The organism is Grimontia sp. AD028, from assembly GCF_000973155.1.
Classification (GTDB): Bacteria; Pseudomonadota; Gammaproteobacteria; order Enterobacterales; family Vibrionaceae; genus Enterovibrio; species Enterovibrio indicus.
This window is the reverse complement of the sequence record NZ_LASY01000039.1, coordinates 1-17,994: the sequence shown is the minus strand read 5'-3', so window position 1 is coordinate 17,994 and position 17,994 is coordinate 1. Positions and strand designations below refer to the sequence as shown.

General features: G+C 50.9%; 14 protein-coding genes. 11 read left to right on the top strand and 3 right to left on the bottom strand.

Translation table 11 applies throughout. From position 1 onward, the window contains the following. The first annotated feature begins 98 nt into the window (after window positions 1-98). On the top strand, window positions 99-1,697 hold the full coding sequence (locus RN22_RS09605) for a methyl-accepting chemotaxis protein (RefSeq protein ID WP_046304094.1): 1,599 nt from the start codon (window positions 99-101) through the stop codon (window positions 1,695-1,697). Between the two features lie 92 nt (window positions 1,698-1,789). After that, window positions 1,790-4,642, top strand: a complete 2,853-nt coding sequence (gene glnE, locus RN22_RS09600) for a bifunctional [glutamate--ammonia ligase]-adenylyl-L-tyrosine phosphorylase/[glutamate--ammonia-ligase] adenylyltransferase (RefSeq protein ID WP_046304093.1) — start codon at window positions 1,790-1,792, stop codon at window positions 4,640-4,642. A 92-nt stretch (window positions 4,643-4,734) separates the two neighbouring features. Here glnE and lpxL read toward each other — a convergent pair whose 3' ends face one another. Continuing rightward, complete coding sequence (gene lpxL / locus RN22_RS09595) at window positions 4,735-5,664, bottom strand: LpxL/LpxP family Kdo(2)-lipid IV(A) lauroyl/palmitoleoyl acyltransferase (RefSeq protein ID WP_046304092.1); 930 nt, start codon at window positions 5,662-5,664, stop codon at window positions 4,735-4,737. A 205-nt stretch (window positions 5,665-5,869) separates the two neighbouring features. Here lpxL and hldE point away from each other — a divergent pair, with 205 nt between their 5' ends. Next, window positions 5,870-7,306 (top strand): bifunctional D-glycero-beta-D-manno-heptose-7-phosphate kinase/D-glycero-beta-D-manno-heptose 1-phosphate adenylyltransferase HldE, encoded by a 1,437-nt coding sequence (gene hldE / locus RN22_RS09590; protein WP_046304091.1) that lies wholly within the window; start codon window positions 5,870-5,872, stop codon window positions 7,304-7,306. Window positions 7,307-7,376: 70 nt separating this feature from the next. Here the strand turns inward: hldE and tolC are convergent, their stop codons facing one another. Beyond that, window positions 7,377-8,696 (bottom strand): outer membrane channel protein TolC, encoded by a 1,320-nt coding sequence (gene tolC, locus RN22_RS09585; protein WP_046304090.1) that lies wholly within the window; start codon window positions 8,694-8,696, stop codon window positions 7,377-7,379. Between the two features lie 270 nt (window positions 8,697-8,966). Here tolC and nudF point away from each other — a divergent pair, with 270 nt between their 5' ends. The 8 genes from nudF to idi all read left to right on the top strand — a co-directional run bounded on the left by nudF (window position 8,967) and on the right by idi (window position 17,364). Continuing rightward, a complete protein-coding gene (gene nudF, locus RN22_RS09580) occupies window positions 8,967-9,602 on the top strand; it encodes an ADP-ribose diphosphatase (RefSeq protein WP_002537635.1) in 636 nt (211 codons plus the stop codon). 25 nt (window positions 9,603-9,627) lie between these two features. Continuing rightward, window positions 9,628-10,056 (top strand): DUF1249 family protein, encoded by a 429-nt coding sequence (locus RN22_RS09575; protein WP_046304088.1) that lies wholly within the window; start codon window positions 9,628-9,630, stop codon window positions 10,054-10,056. Window positions 10,057-10,101: 45 nt separating this feature from the next. Continuing rightward, the gene (gene cpdA / locus RN22_RS09570; RefSeq protein WP_046304087.1) at window positions 10,102-10,926 is read left to right on the top strand and encodes a 3',5'-cyclic-AMP phosphodiesterase; all 825 of its coding nucleotides are present in this window, start codon (window positions 10,102-10,104) and stop codon (window positions 10,924-10,926) included. A gap of 3 nt (window positions 10,927-10,929) precedes the next feature. Further along, entirely contained in the window at window positions 10,930-11,508 is a 579-nt protein-coding gene (gene yqiA, locus RN22_RS09565; RefSeq protein ID WP_046304086.1) for an esterase YqiA, read from the top strand. Between the two features lie 97 nt (window positions 11,509-11,605). After that, window positions 11,606-13,498 (top strand): DNA topoisomerase IV subunit B, encoded by a 1,893-nt coding sequence (gene parE, locus RN22_RS09560; RefSeq protein WP_046304085.1) that lies wholly within the window; start codon window positions 11,606-11,608, stop codon window positions 13,496-13,498. A 28-nt stretch (window positions 13,499-13,526) separates the two neighbouring features. Next, window positions 13,527-15,821 (top strand): DNA topoisomerase IV subunit A, encoded by a 2,295-nt coding sequence (gene parC, locus RN22_RS09555; protein ID WP_082111390.1) that lies wholly within the window; start codon window positions 13,527-13,529, stop codon window positions 15,819-15,821. 183 nt (window positions 15,822-16,004) lie between these two features. Next, window positions 16,005-16,730, top strand: coding sequence for a 1-acylglycerol-3-phosphate O-acyltransferase (locus tag RN22_RS09550; RefSeq protein WP_002537628.1), 726 nt, complete (start codon window positions 16,005-16,007; stop codon window positions 16,728-16,730). A 97-nt stretch (window positions 16,731-16,827) separates the two neighbouring features. Beyond that, window positions 16,828-17,364 (top strand): isopentenyl-diphosphate Delta-isomerase, encoded by a 537-nt coding sequence (idi, locus tag RN22_RS09545; RefSeq protein WP_046304084.1) that lies wholly within the window; start codon window positions 16,828-16,830, stop codon window positions 17,362-17,364. Window positions 17,365-17,446: 82 nt separating this feature from the next. Here the strand turns inward: idi and RN22_RS09540 are convergent, their stop codons facing one another. After that, window positions 17,447-17,836, bottom strand: a complete 390-nt coding sequence (locus tag RN22_RS09540; protein WP_046304083.1) for a RidA family protein — start codon at window positions 17,834-17,836, stop codon at window positions 17,447-17,449. Window positions 17,837-17,994 lie beyond the last annotated feature (158 nt).

Sequence of the window (17,994 nt, the reverse complement as noted above, 5' to 3'; positions counted from 1 at the left end):
CCGAAGTTTACTCTCGACAGATACCTAACCCTATTCCGCTTGCTTTCTCTCTACTGTATCGCAGTTTAGGCGATGCAACTATCAAGGAGTCATCGAGAATGTCACAGATGATATTCAGGCCTTGGGAAAAGGCCGTTGCCAACATCAAACTGGTTCCCAAACTCATTCTTTTAATGGTTTTCAGTACCTTGCTATTGGTGGCAAAACAGCTGTGGGACGCCAATACGTTCCGAGACTCTGTCAGTGAGGTCACTGAAGCGCAAAGCCATAGTCTGGCATTGCGAAGTGCTGAAATGGCAAAAGAGCTTTTGAAAGAAGATAACGGCACAGCGCTGCTTCAGCGTGTAGTGAGCCGAGAAAATGCGACCAGCGAAATCAACCAATACATCTACTTCACCAACCGTAAAACCGGTGAAGTTCTGGCGCACCCAAGCATTCGTAATTTTGATGGATTGAACCTGCCACTTGAAAATGGCCGAATGCTGACGGAAGTGATTCGAAATTCTCAGGGTGAATTTACCTACCATCTTGCCAACGAAGGGCGCCATGGCATTGCGGTGCCGGTAGGAAGCACCGATTGGCTGTCCATTTCTTCGCAACCAGATTCCGCGGCAGAACAATACTACAACGCTTATCTGATTCAGGTGGCATGGCAAACCGCGCTTATGATTGTTGCCTTTATGGTCATCCTGCTGGGCGGCTCTAACCTGATGCTTCGCCAAATTAATTGCTTGATTGACGGTATGCGTAACATGGCTCAGAAGAATCTGAGTGTGCCAGTGGTGATGGACTGCAAAGATGAGTTCGGTGAGCTGGCGCGTGAACTGGAAAAAAGCCGTATTCAACTGTCGAGCGTGATTAAAACGCAGCGTCACTCTTCGGAAGAATTGTCTGATATGGCTGAGGTGATGAGTATCAGCATGGATGAAACCCGTGAGTCTGCCAAAGAACAGTTCGGTGAAATTGACCAGTTGGCGTCTGCCATGAGTGAAATGACGTCCACGGTACAGGATGTGGCGGGTCATGCGCGTGCAGCTTCACAGGCGACCGAAGCGTCCCGCGAGCAGGTGGCGAACGGTCAGCAGTACGTGAGCAACACGATTTCGACTATCAACAAGCTGTCTGATGATATCCGCGAGTCAGCGAGCGTGGTCAATCAAGTAGATGAGCGCGTTGAGAAAATCAGTTCTGTGGTCGTGACCATTCAGGGGATTTCAGAGCAAACTAATCTGCTGGCACTTAATGCGGCCATTGAGGCAGCGCGTGCCGGTGAAATGGGACGTGGCTTTGCCGTGGTAGCCGATGAAGTTCGCAACCTGGCGCAAAATACGCAGAAAGCCACTTTAGAAATTCAGGATATGATCACCCAGCTTCAGTCTTCTGCTCAGCAGGCGGTTGGCCTGATGGAACAAAGTGTGGTGGAAGCGGTGGAAAGCGTAGAGTCAGTCAGTAAAGCGGGTGAAGAGCTCAATCTGATTGTGGAGCAAATCTCCCAAATCAACGATATGAACTTCCATATCGCCACCGCCGCAGAGCAGCAAGCCTCAGTGGCTGATGAGATGAACCAGAATCTGACCAATGTCCGAGAGCTGGTGGAAGCGTCTGTGACTGTGGTGACTGAGCTGGCGGAAACCTCAGAAAGCATGCAGGGCAATGCAGAACAGCTGGATCTGAAAATCAAAGAGTTTGCGGTTTGATTTCCGTTTAGGAATGAGGAAGCCCACCGATTGTGTGGGCTTTTTTTATGATATTTTAAGGTTAACTAGAAAGCTCAAAGGAAAGAACACCGATGTCGCTTCCCACGGAACTGGATGCTTGCGCAACCCGCGCTATCGACACTCTGGCTGAAAAACAGCCTGATAATCTTGAACAATGGCAAGGTGCTGACAGGGAAGCCCTTTCCCGCACATTGGCACTGAGCGACTTCATCAATGAATCGGTGCTTCATGACGAAAACCTGCTGCCTTGGTTGAAGGACAATCTCGGCTCCGGTCTTCGTATCGCGCAATACCGTAAACTGCTGAAAGAGCAGCTCGATAGCCAGCAGGATGAAAATATCCTGTTGCGTGAGCTTCGCCGTTTCCGTCGACGTGAGATGGTTTGGCTGGCGTGGCATGACTTTAACGACACCATTTCCCTTGATGATGGTCTCGCCCACCTCTCCAAACTGGCAGAAGCCATGATCATGGAAGCTTACGGCTGGCTTTATCGTTTCTGCTGCAATGAGTGGGGAACGCCCTGTGATGCGGACGGAAATCCACAGCCAATGTTGATCCTCGGCATGGGCAAGCTGGGTGGCGGTGAGCTGAATTTCTCTTCTGATATCGATCTTATCTTCACATACCCCGAGAACGGCGAAACCCAAGGTGCGCGCCGAAGCATTGCCAATGCCCAGTTCTTCACCCGTCTCGGTCAGCGTTTGATCAAAGCGTTGGACCAGCAAACCTACGATGGTTTCTGTTATCGCGTTGACATGCGCCTTCGCCCATTTGGCGATAGTGGCCCTCTGGTCATGAGTTTTGCGGCGCTTGAAGATTACTATCAGGAGCAAGGGCGTGACTGGGAACGTTACGCGATGATCAAAGCTCGGGTGATGGGGAAAGAGCAGTTTGCCTGTTACCAGACTCTGCGCCAGATGCTGCGTCCTTTTGTGTTCCGTCGATACATCGATTTCAGTGCGATCCAGTCTCTGCGTCGTATGAAGGCCATGATCCGCAGTGAAGTGCGTCGCCGTGGCCTGACAGACAACATCAAGCTTGGTGCGGGTGGCATTCGTGAAATCGAGTTTATTGTCCAGTCTTTCCAGCTTATCCGAGGCGGTCGCGATCCGATTTTGCGTAAACGTGGCCTTTTCATCACTTTGAATGCGATTCGCGAACTGGAGCTGCTGCCGGAGAAGGAAGCTGACACGCTCGAAGCATCGTACCGCTATTTGCGCCGGGTGGAGAACTTGCTGCAAGCCATTGGTGATAAGCAAACCCAAACCTTGCCAGACAATGACCGTGACAGGTTGCGTCTTGCTGTTGCCATGGGGGAAACGGAGTGGGATGCGCTACGTGAGAAGATTGCTTTCCACATGCAGGGTGTACACGACATCTTCGATAACCTGATTGGCGACGAAGAGGAAAACGAAGAAGAGAAGATCGCTGCTGAATTCAGTGAGATCTGGGATGCTGTACGCGATCCGGATTTGGTTGAGAAGATCCTGAACGATATGCAGGCGCAAAGCGCTGAAGATCAGGCCAAAGCATTGCTACGATTCAAACAGGAGTTAGCAAAACGCACCTTGGGCCCTCGCGGCCGTGAAGTGGTAAACCGCCTGATGCCTCTGATGCTCAGCCACATTGTGTGCCGTGAAGATGCTATGGCGGTGCTTGAGCGGGTGCTCAAACTGTTGGTTCGAATCGCCACGCGTACAACGTACCTGGAACTTCTCGATGAGCACCATGGAGCAATCACCCAATTAGTGCGTCTTTGCAGCGCAAGCCCAATGGTGGCAGAGCAACTGGCAAATTACCCGATCCTTCTGGATGAGCTTCTGGATCTGCAACACCTCTACAACCCAACGCCACTCGATCAATACCGCAACGAACTGTTTGACTTTCTTGCCCGTATTCCGGAAGAGGATATGGAGCAGCAGATGGAGAATATCCGCCAATTCAAGCAAACCCAGTTGCTCCGTATTGCCGCCGCTGACATTGCTGATGTGTTGCCTGTGATGAAGGTGAGCGATCACTTAACCTATCTGTCTGAAGCCATTGTAGAAGCGGTAGTGAATCAGGCTTGGTATCAGATGACGGAAAAGTATGGGCAACCATCTCATCTATCCGGCCGTGATGGCCGCGGCTTTGCGGTGATTGGTTACGGCAAAGTCGGAGGCATTGAGCTCGGTTACAACTCAGACTTGGATGTAGTGTTCGTGCACGATTGCCCGGATAACACCTACACTGACGGCCCGAAAGAGATAGACAGCCGCCAGTTCTACCTGCGACTGGCTCAGCGTATCGTCCATCTGTTTTCTACCCGCACTGCATCAGGTGTGTTGTATGAAATCGACACCCGCCTTCGCCCCTCCGGTGCATCAGGTATGTTGGTGACCACGCTGGAATCGTTCGAAGAATATCAGAACGAAGAAGCCTGGACCTGGGAGCATCAGGCGCTGGTGCGCACCCGTTTGGTTTATGGTGATGCATTGCTGACAAAGGGCTTTGCAGATGTGCGTAAGCGCGTACTGACGAAAGAGCGCGACGTGGATGCCCTACGCAAGGAAGTGGTCGAGATGCGCCATAAAATGCGTGACCACCTTGGTAGCAAAGAGAAGGGCAAATTCCACATTAAGCAAGATCCGGGCGGAATTACTGACATTGAATTTATGACCCAATTCTTTGTGCTGGCGAATGCCAATGACGAACCGGCATTGACCCGATGGAGTGATAACGTCCGCATCCTCGAAGACATGGCACAAGCGGGCATTCTCAGCACACCGCAGGCACTGACCTTACGCGATGCGTATGTCGCAATGCGCGATGAAATTCATCGTCTGAACCTGCTCGATGCGTCTGTGGAAGTTGATGACAGTGCATTCATAGCAGAACGTGAAGCGGTGAAAGCGGCTTGGGAAGAATGGATGGAGCCTGTGTAAAACAGACCCTATAGCTTAGGAAATGAAAAAGCGGCTACTGATTCAGTGCCGCTTTTTGCTGAATGACTTGCAGGATTTAGCCCCTTGATACATCAATCATATAGGGAGGGTTCGCCTTCCGGGCGACTCTTGAATCGGCGGTGCAGCCACATGTATTGTTCAGGCGCACGCATGATAGAGCGCTCCACAAACTTGTTGGTATAAACCGCAGAAGCTTCGGCATCATCGTAAGGGAAAGCCTCCATTGGCGGGTCCAGTCTCATGGTGTAGCCAGTGCCTTCACGATCTCGCGTAATAGTGAAAGTGGCGACTTTACATTTGCTAGCAGAAGCAAGTAGATGTGTTCCCGTCGTGGTACAGGCTTTTTCGACCGCAAACAATGGTGCCCAAGCATAGCGGTGGCGGCCGTAGTCATGATCCGGTGCATACCAAACCAGCTCGCCTTGACGAAGGCGTTTTATCATCTGTTTTACGTCGCGACGATCAATGCATTTGTTTTCGCGTGTACGTCCACGGTATTGGAACCAGTCATAAACCGGATTGGTATTAGGGCGGTAAACACCATAACCTGGAGAGTGAACCCCAAACGCACGGGCACCAAGCTCCAAATTAAATGAATGCACCGCGACGACAAGTACACCTTCTTTGTTGGCTTTAAACCCTTCGATTTGTTCAAAGCCTTCATATTTCATGTGTTTCTTAATGCGCCATGCAGGCCAGAACCACGCCATACAAGTTTCGAAAAAGGCGAGGCCCATATTCTGAAAGTTTTCTTTCAGTAATGCCTCGCGTTCACCACCTGTCATTTCGGGAAAACAAAGCTCCAGATTTCTTGATGCAATCTTCTTTCTGCTTTTGAAGAACTTCATGATCAGCAAGCCAAGTTTACGGCCGATAAAACGCTGTAAGCGGTAAGGCATCCAGCTGATCAGAAACATCATTCCGACACCAATCCAGGTGTGCCAATACTTAGGATGTAGTAAGGACCATTGGAAAGTCGGCGCTTCAGAATTGCTGCTCATGGCGTTGTCGTATTTCCTGAATCTAGCGATAAAAATGAGGGTGTTGAGTATATACCGAAACCTAGGAAATAGTCAGTTCCTGTGGGAACACTACTTAACTGTAGCAATTCAAAGACATTGGCGGCGCAGGATGTCGTCGGTGTGGCTGTTGCAGTGATGTGTTTATGGTAATATCGCCGACGTTCCTTTTTCCCTGGAGAAAACAATGAAACTGACTTTGCCTGACTATCAGCAAGCCGACGTTCTGGTTGTTGGTGATGTGATGCTTGACCGTTACTGGTATGGCCCAACGGGACGTATCTCTCCGGAAGCTCCGGTGCCGGTCGTGAAAATCAACCAGACTGAAGAGCGTCCTGGTGGTGCGGCGAACGTGGCAATGAATATTGCTGCGCTTGGCGGCAAAGCACAATTGATTGGTCTTGTCGGTCAGGATGAGCAGGCACAAGTGCTGAACGACACGCTTAGCTCACTGAAAGTGGAATGTGATTTTGTTGGCTTGGAGAACTACCCAACCATCACCAAACTGCGTGTGATGAGCCGCAACCAGCAACTTATTCGTCTGGACTTCGAAGAAGGCTTCCATGATGTAGATATTCAGCCAATCCTTGCTCGCATTGAAGCAGCATTGCCTAAAGCGAAGGCAATGATCCTGTCTGATTACGCGAAAGGCGCATTGGAGAATGTTCAGCCAATGATTCAGCTGGCACGCCAGGCAGGCGTTGCAACACTGGTTGACCCGAAAGGCGCTGACTTTGAACGCTACCGTGGTGCAACGTTGCTGACACCAAACATGAGCGAATTTGAAGCCGTTGTTGGTACTTGTCGCACGGAAGAAGATATTGTTGAGCGTGGTTTGGCACTTATCGAAAAATTCGAATTCGAAGCTCTGCTGGTTACCCGCAGCGAAAACGGTATGACTTTGCTTCGTAAAGGCTATGAACCACTGAATCTGCCTACGTTGGCGAAAGAAGTGTATGACGTGACGGGTGCAGGCGATACCGTGATTTCTGTGCTGGCGGCGTCTTTGGCTGCGGGTAAACCTATTGAAGATGCGTGTGCACTGGCGAATGCTGCTGCAGGCGTTGTGGTTGGCAAACTGGGTACATCGACGCTGTCGACTATTGAACTGACTGAGGCGGTTCACGGCAGCCATCATTCTGGCTATGGCGTCGTGACTGAAGAGCAACTTAAAGCCGCTGTTCAGATGGCGCAATCACGCGGTGAAAAAGTGGTGATGACCAACGGTTGTTTCGACATTTTGCACGCAGGGCATGTAGCTTACCTGAATGAAGCGGCCAAACTGGGCGACCGTCTGATTGTTGCTGTGAACACTGACGAATCTGTGCGAGGCCTGAAAGGTCCGGGCCGTCCTGTAAACCCTACCGATCGCCGTATGGCCGTATTGGCAGGTTTGGGCGCAGTGGACTGGGTTGTGCCTTTCGGTGAGGAAACACCGCAACGTCTGATCAGTGAAGTACTGCCAAGCCTTTTGGTAAAAGGCGGTGACTACAAGCCGGAAGATATTGCAGGCGGTAAAGAAGTGATTGCTGCGGGTGGTGAAGTTCGCGTATTGAACTTTGAAGATGGCTGTTCAACCACAGAGATCATTAACTCAATCCTGGGTGGTCACAACAAGGCCTAATGGCTTTTGTGATAGACCGAGATAGAGACAAAAAAGGCGCCGAGGCGCCTTTTTTAGTGCGTACCGAAAATTACTTTTTCGGTGGCAACAGACCGTTGTTGATATCAACCAGATCCTGCTCGCTCAATGTACCCACAGCCTGACGAAGCTGCAGCACGCTCAGGACATAGTCATAACGCGCATTGGACAGGTTGCGGTTTGCATCGTACAGACGACGGGTCGCATCCAGCACATCAACAATAGTACGTGTACCCACTTCAAAACCTGCTTCTGTCGCTTCCAGTGCAGAACGCTGTGAAATCACAGTTTGTTCGTAAGCACGCAGTGCGCCAATGCTGGCATTGATGTTGTTGTAGAAAGCACGTACATCCTTCACGGTAGAGCGGTATGTGCCTTCCAGCTGTTCAGAAGCCGCCACGTAGTTGAATTGCGCTTCTTTTACGCCCGCAGTGATGGTGCCACCGGTGTAGAGAGGCATATTTAAGTTAATGCCAGCCGTTAGCTGGTTGTTGTCGCCACTATTGCCAGTGGTTTTGTTATCTGTGTCAGCGTAATCATAACCTGCATTGAGAGTCAGGGATGGCAAGTGACCAGATTCTGCCAGACTGATGCGCTCTTTTGCCGCATCGCGGGAAATGCGCTGTGCCAGCAGACTCAGGTTACCTTCTTCTGCTTGCTTCACCAACTCGTCGGCCGTTTGCTGCGGGCGGGTTGCTGAGAAAGTTCTGGTGTTTAATACATACAGGTCAGAATGGCGGGTGCCGGTGATTTCGCGAAGTTCCTCATAGCTGTTGGAAACTTGGTTTTCAGACAGAATTTCCTGAGCAAGTACTGAGTCAAACTGTGCTTGTGCATCATGCACGTCAGTGATCGCTGACAGACCGACTTCAAAGCGCTGCTTGGTTTGCTCTAACTGACGACCAACCGCCGCTTTTTCTGCGCGGACGAAAATCAGATCATCAATGGCACGAAGCACGTTGAAATAAGCTTGGGAAACACGAAGGATCAGTCCTTGCTGCTCCGCCGCATAAACCGCATCTGCCTGACGGGCAGTGATCTCGGCGATATCAAGGTTAATCCAGCTGTTTTGCTCGAAAAGCTCTTGGCTTAGATCAACACCTGCTGATAAAACGTTGGTGTCAGATACGCCAGGACCATTCGTGCTGTAACGGGTAAGGTTGTACCCAGCATTCAGATTAATCTGCGGCAGCAAGGTGCCACGGTTAGTGTCAACGGCTGCGAAAGCAGCGTCTTTGGTTGCAGCAGCTTGTAGAAGTTGTGGGTCGCTTTGCTTCGCCTGCTCGTAAACCTGAATCAGATCATCAGCGCTTGCCAGGGGAGCGGCGGTGCCCAGCGCAACCCCGATAAAGAGGGGGAGCAATTTTTTCATAGTAGGTAATCCCTGAACGTATCGTTATTTGGTCAGTTTTCAGAAGGTATCCGGACCTTACGGCTAGCCCCTAGTTTAAACTATGGATGCTTACTTGGAACTGACAATGTGATGGTTTCTTGAGAAAAATTGATTGTAAAACCATCTGAACCATAAAGATATTCAAATAATTCTGCAATCCATACCAAAAAAGTCGAGGTGTGACATTGCAGCCCCATATTTCGACCATTTATCATTTGCCACCCGTTTGCAGGAATAAAGGGATATTCCGTGCCACAGCAAAATGCACCGTCCCAGTTTGGGAAAGGCGACGTAAAAATTGAAGCAAGTGACGTTGTCTATAATGGTTACTTCAAGATGGTGAAATATCGATTTCGTCATCGCCTGTTTGCTGGTGGCTGGAGCGAGACCATCGATCGTGAGCTTTTCGAGCGTGGTCATGCTGTCGCGATGCTTCCTTACGATCCGGTGACTGATCAGGTCGTCATGGTGGAGCAAATTCGCATTGGTGCGATGGTGGCAAGTGAATCTCCCTGGCAGCTTGAAATTGTCGCTGGGATTATCGACAAAGATGAATCGCCAGAAGAAGTGGCGGTGCGTGAAGCGGACGAAGAAGCTGGGCTGACTGTTGAAAAGCTTGAGCCGATGACCAGCTACCTGTCGAGCTCTGGCGGGTGTTCTGAACGCATTCATTTATACCTTGGATTGGTCGATGCGTCAGAAGCCAAAGGTGTTCATGGCTTGCCAGAAGAAGGCGAAGACATATTGGTACATGTGGTGCCGTTTAACACAGCAATGCAATGGATTAACGAAGGCAAGGTCGAAAATGCCGCGTCTCTTATTGCTCTGCAATGGCTGGCACTGAATCGTGACAGGGTTCGCGCGGAGTCATCCAGCATTGGGTGAACACGCAGCGATTGGGAATAAGGGTATGTTGAGGCAAGGGTATCGAGTCGACTTGAATGCGCTGATGCGCATGTACGAGACCAACTACGCTAAATTGCTAAGACTGATGCCGCGTGACGACAACGTGGGGGAATCCTGCGTGTACGAAATTCAGGGACATGAGTTCCAGATGGATATCGTCGAGTCAACGCGCTATACCACCTTGCTTGATATTTGGCAGCGGGGTGAAGTCCCTCAATATTTGCGACCCAGACTCACAGTTCGTATGTATCATGATGCACGTGTGGCCGAAGTGTGTACCACACAGCAGATTTCTCGTATTCAGCCGCGCTATGATTATCCGAACCCGCGTATGCACCAGAAAGATGAAAAGCATCAGGTTAATGCGTTTCTTGCTGACTGGTTAGCGCATTGCCTGCAAAACGGTATAACAAAACAGAATATAATTTATTAGTTTGACGCGCATGAGCGCGTATTTACGATCAGGGTTTTCAAGACGTTGCGGATAAGCCATCTACCAAGCCAACACAGCCAGACCGTCCGGTTGTTACAAATTACAGATACCCATCTCTTTGCAGACCCCTATGGTTGTTTGCTTGGGTTGAATACGGCTGCGAGTTTTCAGGCAGTAGTCGGTGAAATTCAATCCAGTCAGGTTGAGTTTGATGCCATTATCGCAACCGGCGATATTTCCCAGGATCACACTGCAGAATCTTATCAACGTTTTGTTGATGGGATTGCTCACTGGTCGCAGCCTTGCTTCTGGCTACCTGGCAATCATGATTACCAACAGGAAATGCAATCCATTCTGACGCAATCCACGCTGCAACGTTGTGATAGCGTGTTAGTTGGAGAGCATTGGCAACTGGTAGTGTTGGACAGCCAAGTGAAGGGTGTCCCGCACGGCCGCCTTTCTAAAGAGCAACTTTCCTTGCTTGATACTGCGCTATCAACGAACAAAGACCGTCACACCCTGGTGCTGCTGCACCACCATCCGCTCCCAGCTGGCAGTGCATGGCTGGACCAACACCAACTCCATAATCAGGAAGATTTCTGGGCGGTGATTGAAAAGCACAACAACGTGAAAGGTGTAGTGTGTGGTCATATTCACCAAGCGCTGGATACCGAACACAAAGGTCGTCGCGTCATGGCTGCTCCTTCAACCTGCATCCAATTCAAACCGGATTCTGATGACTTTGCGCTGGATTCTACTAACCCTGGCTGGCGCGAAATTGAATTGCATCAAGACGGCACCATTATCACTCACGTAGGACGACTCAAGGGCACGGAATTTCAGCCTGATATGAATTCCACAGGCTACTAAAATATGAAGCCCTTGCTCCTCTATATTCATGGTTTTAACAGCTCGCCACTCTCTGCGAAGGCAGAGCAGATGCGGGCTTGGTGCGAATTGCACCGTCCAGACATAAAGCTGGAAGTTCCCCGTCTCGCCTGTTACCCTGCCGAAGCCGCACACCAACTCCAACATATTATTGAAACCTACAAAGGTGACTATCAGATAGGTTTGGTTGGTAGTTCTCTCGGTGGCTATTTATCGACCTGGCTTAATGCCCAGTATGGTTTTCGTGCCGCACTGGTGAATCCAGCCGTGAAGCCTTATGACTTGCTGGCTGATTACCTCGGACCACAGCAAAACCCTTATACCGGAGAAACGTACCTGCTTGAGCCTCATCATATGGATGAGCTGAAAGCCTTGGATGTGGCCTCAATTTCCCATCCAGAGACACTCTGGCTGCTGCAGCAAGAGGGCGATGAAGTGCTTGATTACCGAGAAGCTGTCGCTAAATACCAGGGATGTAAGCAGACCGTTGAAGCAGGTGGCGATCACGCCTTTGTCGGATTCGACAGATACCCTGCTGATATCATTCAATTCCTGGGACTGTGACCACAACTCACAGAATAACCTCGTTAGCTGTGACAATATTTGACAAGCTAGCGCGGCATCACTGACCATGTGACAAAATTTAGAAAACCATTCATCTATGACAGACCAAGCTTATAACGCGGGATCCATTGAAGTTCTCAATGGTCTTGAGCCAGTGCGTCGCCGCCCTGGCATGTATACAGACACGACCCGTCCAAACCACCTCGGTCAAGAAGTTATCGACAACAGTGTCGATGAGGCATTGGCGGGGCATGCACGTAAAGTGGAAGTCATCCTTCATGCGGATCAGTCCCTTGAAGTGATTGATGACGGCCGTGGTATGCCGGTGGACATCCACCCGGAAGAAGGGGTTTCAGGGGTTGAACTTATCCTTTGTAAACTCCATGCCGGTGGTAAATTCTCCAACAAAAACTACCAATTTAGTGGTGGTTTGCATGGTGTGGGTATTTCGGTTGTAAACGCCCTGTCTAACCGTGTCGAAGTCTCGGTAAAACGCGACGGTCAGGTGTATGAAATCGCCTTTGAACACGGTGATAAAGTGCAGGAGCTGACAGTGACCGGCACCTGTGGCCGCCGTGCAAAAGGCACACGTGTCCACTTCTGGCCAGATGCGAGCTACTTCGACTCACCGAAATTCTCTGTTTCCCGCCTGAAAAGCATTCTGAAAGCCAAGGCTGTGCTTTGCCCTGGTCTGGAAATTGTCTTTACCGACAAGAACACTGATGAGACCACTAAGTGGTGCTACGAAAGCGGTCTTAAAGACTATCTGGCAGAAGGTGTAAAAGGTTACGAACTCCTGCCAGCAGAACCTTTTGTGGGCGATTTCAACGCGCCGCATGAAGCGGCCGACTGGGCGGTTATCTGGTTGCCGGAAGGTGGCGAGCTGATCGCTGAAAGCTACGTTAACCTGATCCCAACTGCTCAGGGTGGTACGCACGTGAATGGCCTTCGTCAGGGCCTTCTGGATGCGATGCGCGAGTTCTGTGAATTCCGCAATCTGTTGCCACGCGGCGTTAAGCTGACAGCCGATGATATCTGGGACCGCTGTGCCTACGTGCTGTCTGTAAAAATGCAGGACCCGCAGTTTGCCGGCCAGACCAAAGAACGTCTGTCATCACGTCAATGTGCTGCTTTCGTCTCAGGCGTCGTCAAAGATGCCTTTAGCCTGTGGCTGAACGAGCGTCCGCAACTGGCGGAACAACTGGCAGAAGTGTGTATTGCCAACGCGCACCGCCGTATGCGTGCCGCGAAGAAGGTGGTGCGTAAGAAAGTGGCGTCAGGCCCAGCTCTGCCAGGCAAGCTGACAGACTGCTCAATGCAGGATCTGGCGCGCACGGAACTGTTCCTTGTCGAGGGTGACTCAGCGGGGGGGTCTGCCAAGCAAGCCCGTGACCGTGAGTTTCAGGCCATCATGCCGCTTCGCGGTAAGATTCTGAACACTTGGGAAGTGTCAGCCGATCAGGTTTTGGCGTCTCAGGAAGTCCACGATATTTCTGTGGCGCTGGGTATCGACCCCGACAGTGAAGATTTAAGCGGCCTGCGTTACGGCAAGGTATGTATCCTCGCCGATGCGGACTCGGATGGTCTTCACATCGCCACACTGCTTTGTGCGCTGTTCGTGAAGCACTTCCAGGCGCTTGTGAAAGCCGGTCACGTGTATGTGGCGATGCCACCGCTCTACCGCATCGACTGCGGTAAGGAAGTGTATTACGCGCTGGATGACGAAGAAAAAGCCGGCATCCTTGAGCGTTTGAGCCAGAAGCGCGCCAAAATCGACGTACAGCGATTTAAAGGCCTGGGTGAGATGAACCCACTGCAGCTTCGCGAAACCACCATGGATCCGAATACCCGCCGTCTGGTTCAGTTGACCATTGACGATCAGGAAGAAACGGATCGCATGATGGACATGCTCCTGGGTAAGAAACGCGCAGAAGACCGCCGCCACTGGTTGCAAGACAAAGGCGACATGGCTGAGCTGACCGAAGTTTAAGCAAGAATTTTAAGATCGGACGTTTTCAATGACTGATATCACTTATGACGGTGTCGAACAGCTTCCGCTGAGGAAGTTTACTGAGGATGCATACCTCAACTATTCGATGTACGTCATCATGGACCGTGCACTGCCTTTTATCGGTGACGGCCTGAAGCCGGTACAGCGCCGCATTATTTATGCGATGTCTGAGCTTGGCCTGTCGGCAACTGCCAAATACAAGAAATCTGCCCGTACCGTCGGTGACGTGCTGGGTAAGTATCACCCGCACGGTGACTCTGCCTGTTACGAAGCTATGGTATTGATGGCTCAGCCGTTCTCTTACCGCTACCCGCTGGTTGATGGTCAGGGTAACTGGGGTGCGCCGGACGACCCGAAATCCTTCGCGGCGATGCGTTACACCGAATCGCGCCTGTCACGTTTCTCGGAAGTGCTGCTGTCTGAATTAGGACAAGGCACTGTTGACTGGCAGCCAAACTTCGACGGCACCATGAAGGAGCCGAAAGCGCTGCCTGCACGTCTGCCGCATATCCTGCTGAACGGGGTGACCGGTATTGCGGTCGGCATGGCGACTGACATTCCGCCGCACAACGCCCGTGAGGTGGCGAATGCGTTGGTGGCGTTGATTGATACGCCAAAACTGGAGCTGGATGACCTGCTTGAGCATGTCAAAGGCCCGGATTATCCGACCGAAGCAGAAATCATTACACCGCAGGTAGAGCTCAAGAAGCTGTACCGCGATGGTCGTGGCTCCATCAAGATGCGTGCTTGCTGGCACAAAGACAACGGCGATATCGTGATCACTGCGCTGCCGCACCAGGTTTCTGGTGCGAAGCTTCTGGAGCAAATCGCTAACCAGATGCGCGCGAAGAAATTGCCGATGGTCGACGATCTGCGTGACGAGTCGGATCACGAAAACCCGACCCGTATTGTGATTGTTCCACGCTCAAACCGTGTGGATTGCGATCAACTGATGAACCACCTGTTCGTTTCAACGGATCTGGAAAAGAGCTATCGCGTTAACCTGAACATGATTGGTCTTGATGGCCGTCCTCAGGTGAAGGGTCTGGTTAGAATCCTGACTGAGTGGCTGGAATACCGCCGCGAAACCGTGCGTCGCCGTCTGCAATACCGTCTGGACAAAGTACTGGCTCGTTTGCACATCTTGGAAGGTTTGTTGGCTGCGTATCTCAACATTGATGAAGTGATTGAGATCATCCGCACCGAAGATGAGCCGAAAAAAGAGCTGATGAGTCGTTTTGACCTCAGCGAGAAGCAAGCCGAAGCGATCCTTGAAATCAAACTCCGCCAGTTAGCCAAACTGGAAGAGATCAAGATCCGTGGCGAGCAGGACGAGCTGAACAAAGAGCGCGAGCAACTAGAAAAGCTGCTGGGTTCTGAGCGCCGTATGAATACCCTGCTGAAGAAAGAAATTCTGGCTGATGCTGAGAAGTATGGCGACGATCGCCGCTCACCTTTGATTGAACGCGCTGAAGCGAAAGCGATGACAGAGCGTGATTTGATCCCGAGCGAGCCAATTACTGTGGTTCTGTCTGAAAAAGGTTGGATCCGTCATGCGAAAGGCCACGATGTTGATGCGACCACGCTGAGCTATAAGTCTGGTGACAATTACCTGGCGTCCGCGCGAGGTAAGAGTAATCAGCCTGCTGTGTTTATCGGTACTGATGGCCGCAGCTATGCGCTGGAGTCGCACAGTTTGCCTTCTGCGCGTAGTCAGGGTGAGCCGATTACTGGCCGCTTGAACATCACAGCAGGCACGACAGTGCGCCATGTGATGATGGGCGAGAATGATCATTTGGTGCTGATGGCGTCAGATGCGGGTTATGGTTTTGTGTGTAAGCAAGACGACCTTCTGTCGAAAAACCGCAGCGGCAAAGCCTTGCTGAGCTTGCCTCAAGCAGCAGAAGTGATGGCACCACAACGTGTGTTTGATATCGACAACGACGATATTGTCGCTATCACTAACGAAGGCCGTATGCTGGTGTTCCCGGTGAAAGAGCTGCCTCAACTGGGCAAAGGTAAGGGTAACAAGATCATCAACATTCCTTCTGCGCGCGCGAAAGCCCGTGAAGAACTGTTGGCGCAATTGTTCGTTATCCCGCAAGGCTCAACAGTGACTCTGCATGCCGGTAAGCGCAAGCTGTCATTGAAACCTGCGGACATGGATAACTTCCGTGGCGAGCGCGGCCGACGTGGCTCTATGCTGCCACGAGGTTTGCAGCGAGTAACGGCGATTGAAGTAGCGACACCAGATACGTCGTCGGCAGAAACCTCGGCGCCAGATACTCCGGAAGCTGAATAAGAAAAGGCCCTCTACGGAGGGCTTTTTTTCGTCTTGTTAACCGAAGGTTGATGATTTTTGTTAATGCATGCGTATACTAGTCGCAGCCAATTTAAGCGAACAAGTGTACGCTGTAATTTTTACCAGACCGCCTCAGGCTAACAGCCTGATTCCTTGCGGCTAAGTGGTGTTAGGAGAATTTGAATGTACTTTATACTGCGACTGCTGGCTGTCGCGTTGTTTGCGATTTTCATGCTTGTATTCGGTTGTGGTTACTGCCTGTTCAGCCCGAGAAATCCAAAGCACGTTTATACTTTTGGCCGCATGTTCGGCAAGCTTTCTTCTCTGTTTGGTATCAAGCTTGACCTGCGCCAGTCTGAAGCCTCAAAAGACGTTGGCACCTGTGTTTATATCGCCAACCACCAGAGCAACTGGGATTTGGTGACCGTATCGAATGCTGTTCGTCCACGCGCAGTGACCGTGGGTAAGAAAAGCCTCGCTTACATTCCTATTTTCGGCACCTTGTACTGGCTGACCGGTAACATCCTGATTGACCGCAACAACCGTAGTAAAGCAGTCGGCACTATTGGTCAGGTGGTTGACCAAATCAAAGACAATGACGTCTCTGTTTGGCTGTTCCCTGAAGGTACGCGTTCACGCGGCCGTGGTCTGCTGCCATTCAAAACCGGTGCGTTCCATGCTGCCATCGGTGCAGGTGTGCCTATTGTTCCTATCGTCTGTAGCTCAACCAAGCACCTGAGTGCGTCACGTGGTGATAACGGACACATCATTGTAGAAGTGATGGATCCGATTTCTATCGAAGGCTATGACAAAGACAATGTGCGTGAATTGGCGAAGAAGTGTCATGACATCATGGCGGCCAAACTGGCAGAACTGGACGCAGAAGTAGCCGAGCTCAACAAGAAGTAATAGACTACTCAGTAAATGTAAAAACCAAAGGATACGCAGATGCGTATCCTTTTTGTGTTTTAAGAAGCCTCTGATTTGTAAGAGAAGTAAGACAGGTATGCTGAGAGATCAGGTTGTTCTGGTAACAGAAAATGGCGAGCCAACAGGGCTTGCCGAAAAACTGGCTGCGCACGAGCAAGGGCTTTTGCATCTGGCATTCTCGGTGATGATTTACCGGGAAACCCCGCATGGCCGCGAATACCTGCTCCAGCAAAGAGCGATGGGTAAGTACCACAGTGGTGGATTGTGGACTAACACCTGCTGCTCGCACCCTATGCAGGGAGAGTCTTTTGAGGCCGCAGCGAAGCGTCGCTTGAACGAAGAGCTTGGCATTGTTGCGCCGCTCAGCTTCGAGATGGGCGAATCATTTTGCTATCGCGCTGAGCTTGATAACAATCTGACTGAGCATGAGTTGGACCAAATCATCGTGTGTCAGGTAGACGATGTCACCCTGGTTCCCAACCCTGATGAAGTGATGGATTGGCGCTGGTGGCCTCAGCAGGAAATGAGTGCTGCGATGGGAGAAAAGCCCGAGCAGTTTACGGCCTGGTTCCGTCAGGTTGTCGACAAGATAGAAGTGCAGTTGGCAGCTTAACAATTTGCCCAGACAATAAAAAAGCGACCTTGTGGTCGCTTTTTTCATTCTCGTTCAATCAAAGTCGTGAGACCTAGAAAGATTATTTGCGTACCGCGATCGCTTCGATTTCGATGCCAACATCTTTTGGCAGGCGAGCGACTTCAACACAAGAGCGTGCTGGGTAGTGTTCTACACCGTGCTCGTCGAAGAATTTGCCGTATACCTCGTTAACAGTACCGAAGTCGTTCAGATCTTTTACGAATACGGTCAGCTTAACGATGTCGCTAACAGTCAGGCCAGAAGATTCAACAACCGCTTTCACGTTTTCCAGAGACTGGCGTGCTTGAACCGCGATGTCTGCTGACACTTCACCAGTGACAGGGTTCACTGGGATTTGGCCTGAAGTCAGTACCATGTTACCCAGATCGACGCCCTGAATGTATGGGCCAATTGCTGCTGGAGCGTGTTCAGTGTGAAGCACTTTAGTCATTTACCAATCCTTCATTCAATGTTTTTCGGTAGGGTGGTTAGTCTGCATGGCGACTCGCCTGACGTAAACCCAATTCCATCACATTTTATACCCGACACCATGTAATGTTCCGCTCATAGACAAGAAAAGCCAGCGCAAAGGCTTAATGCATGTGAATT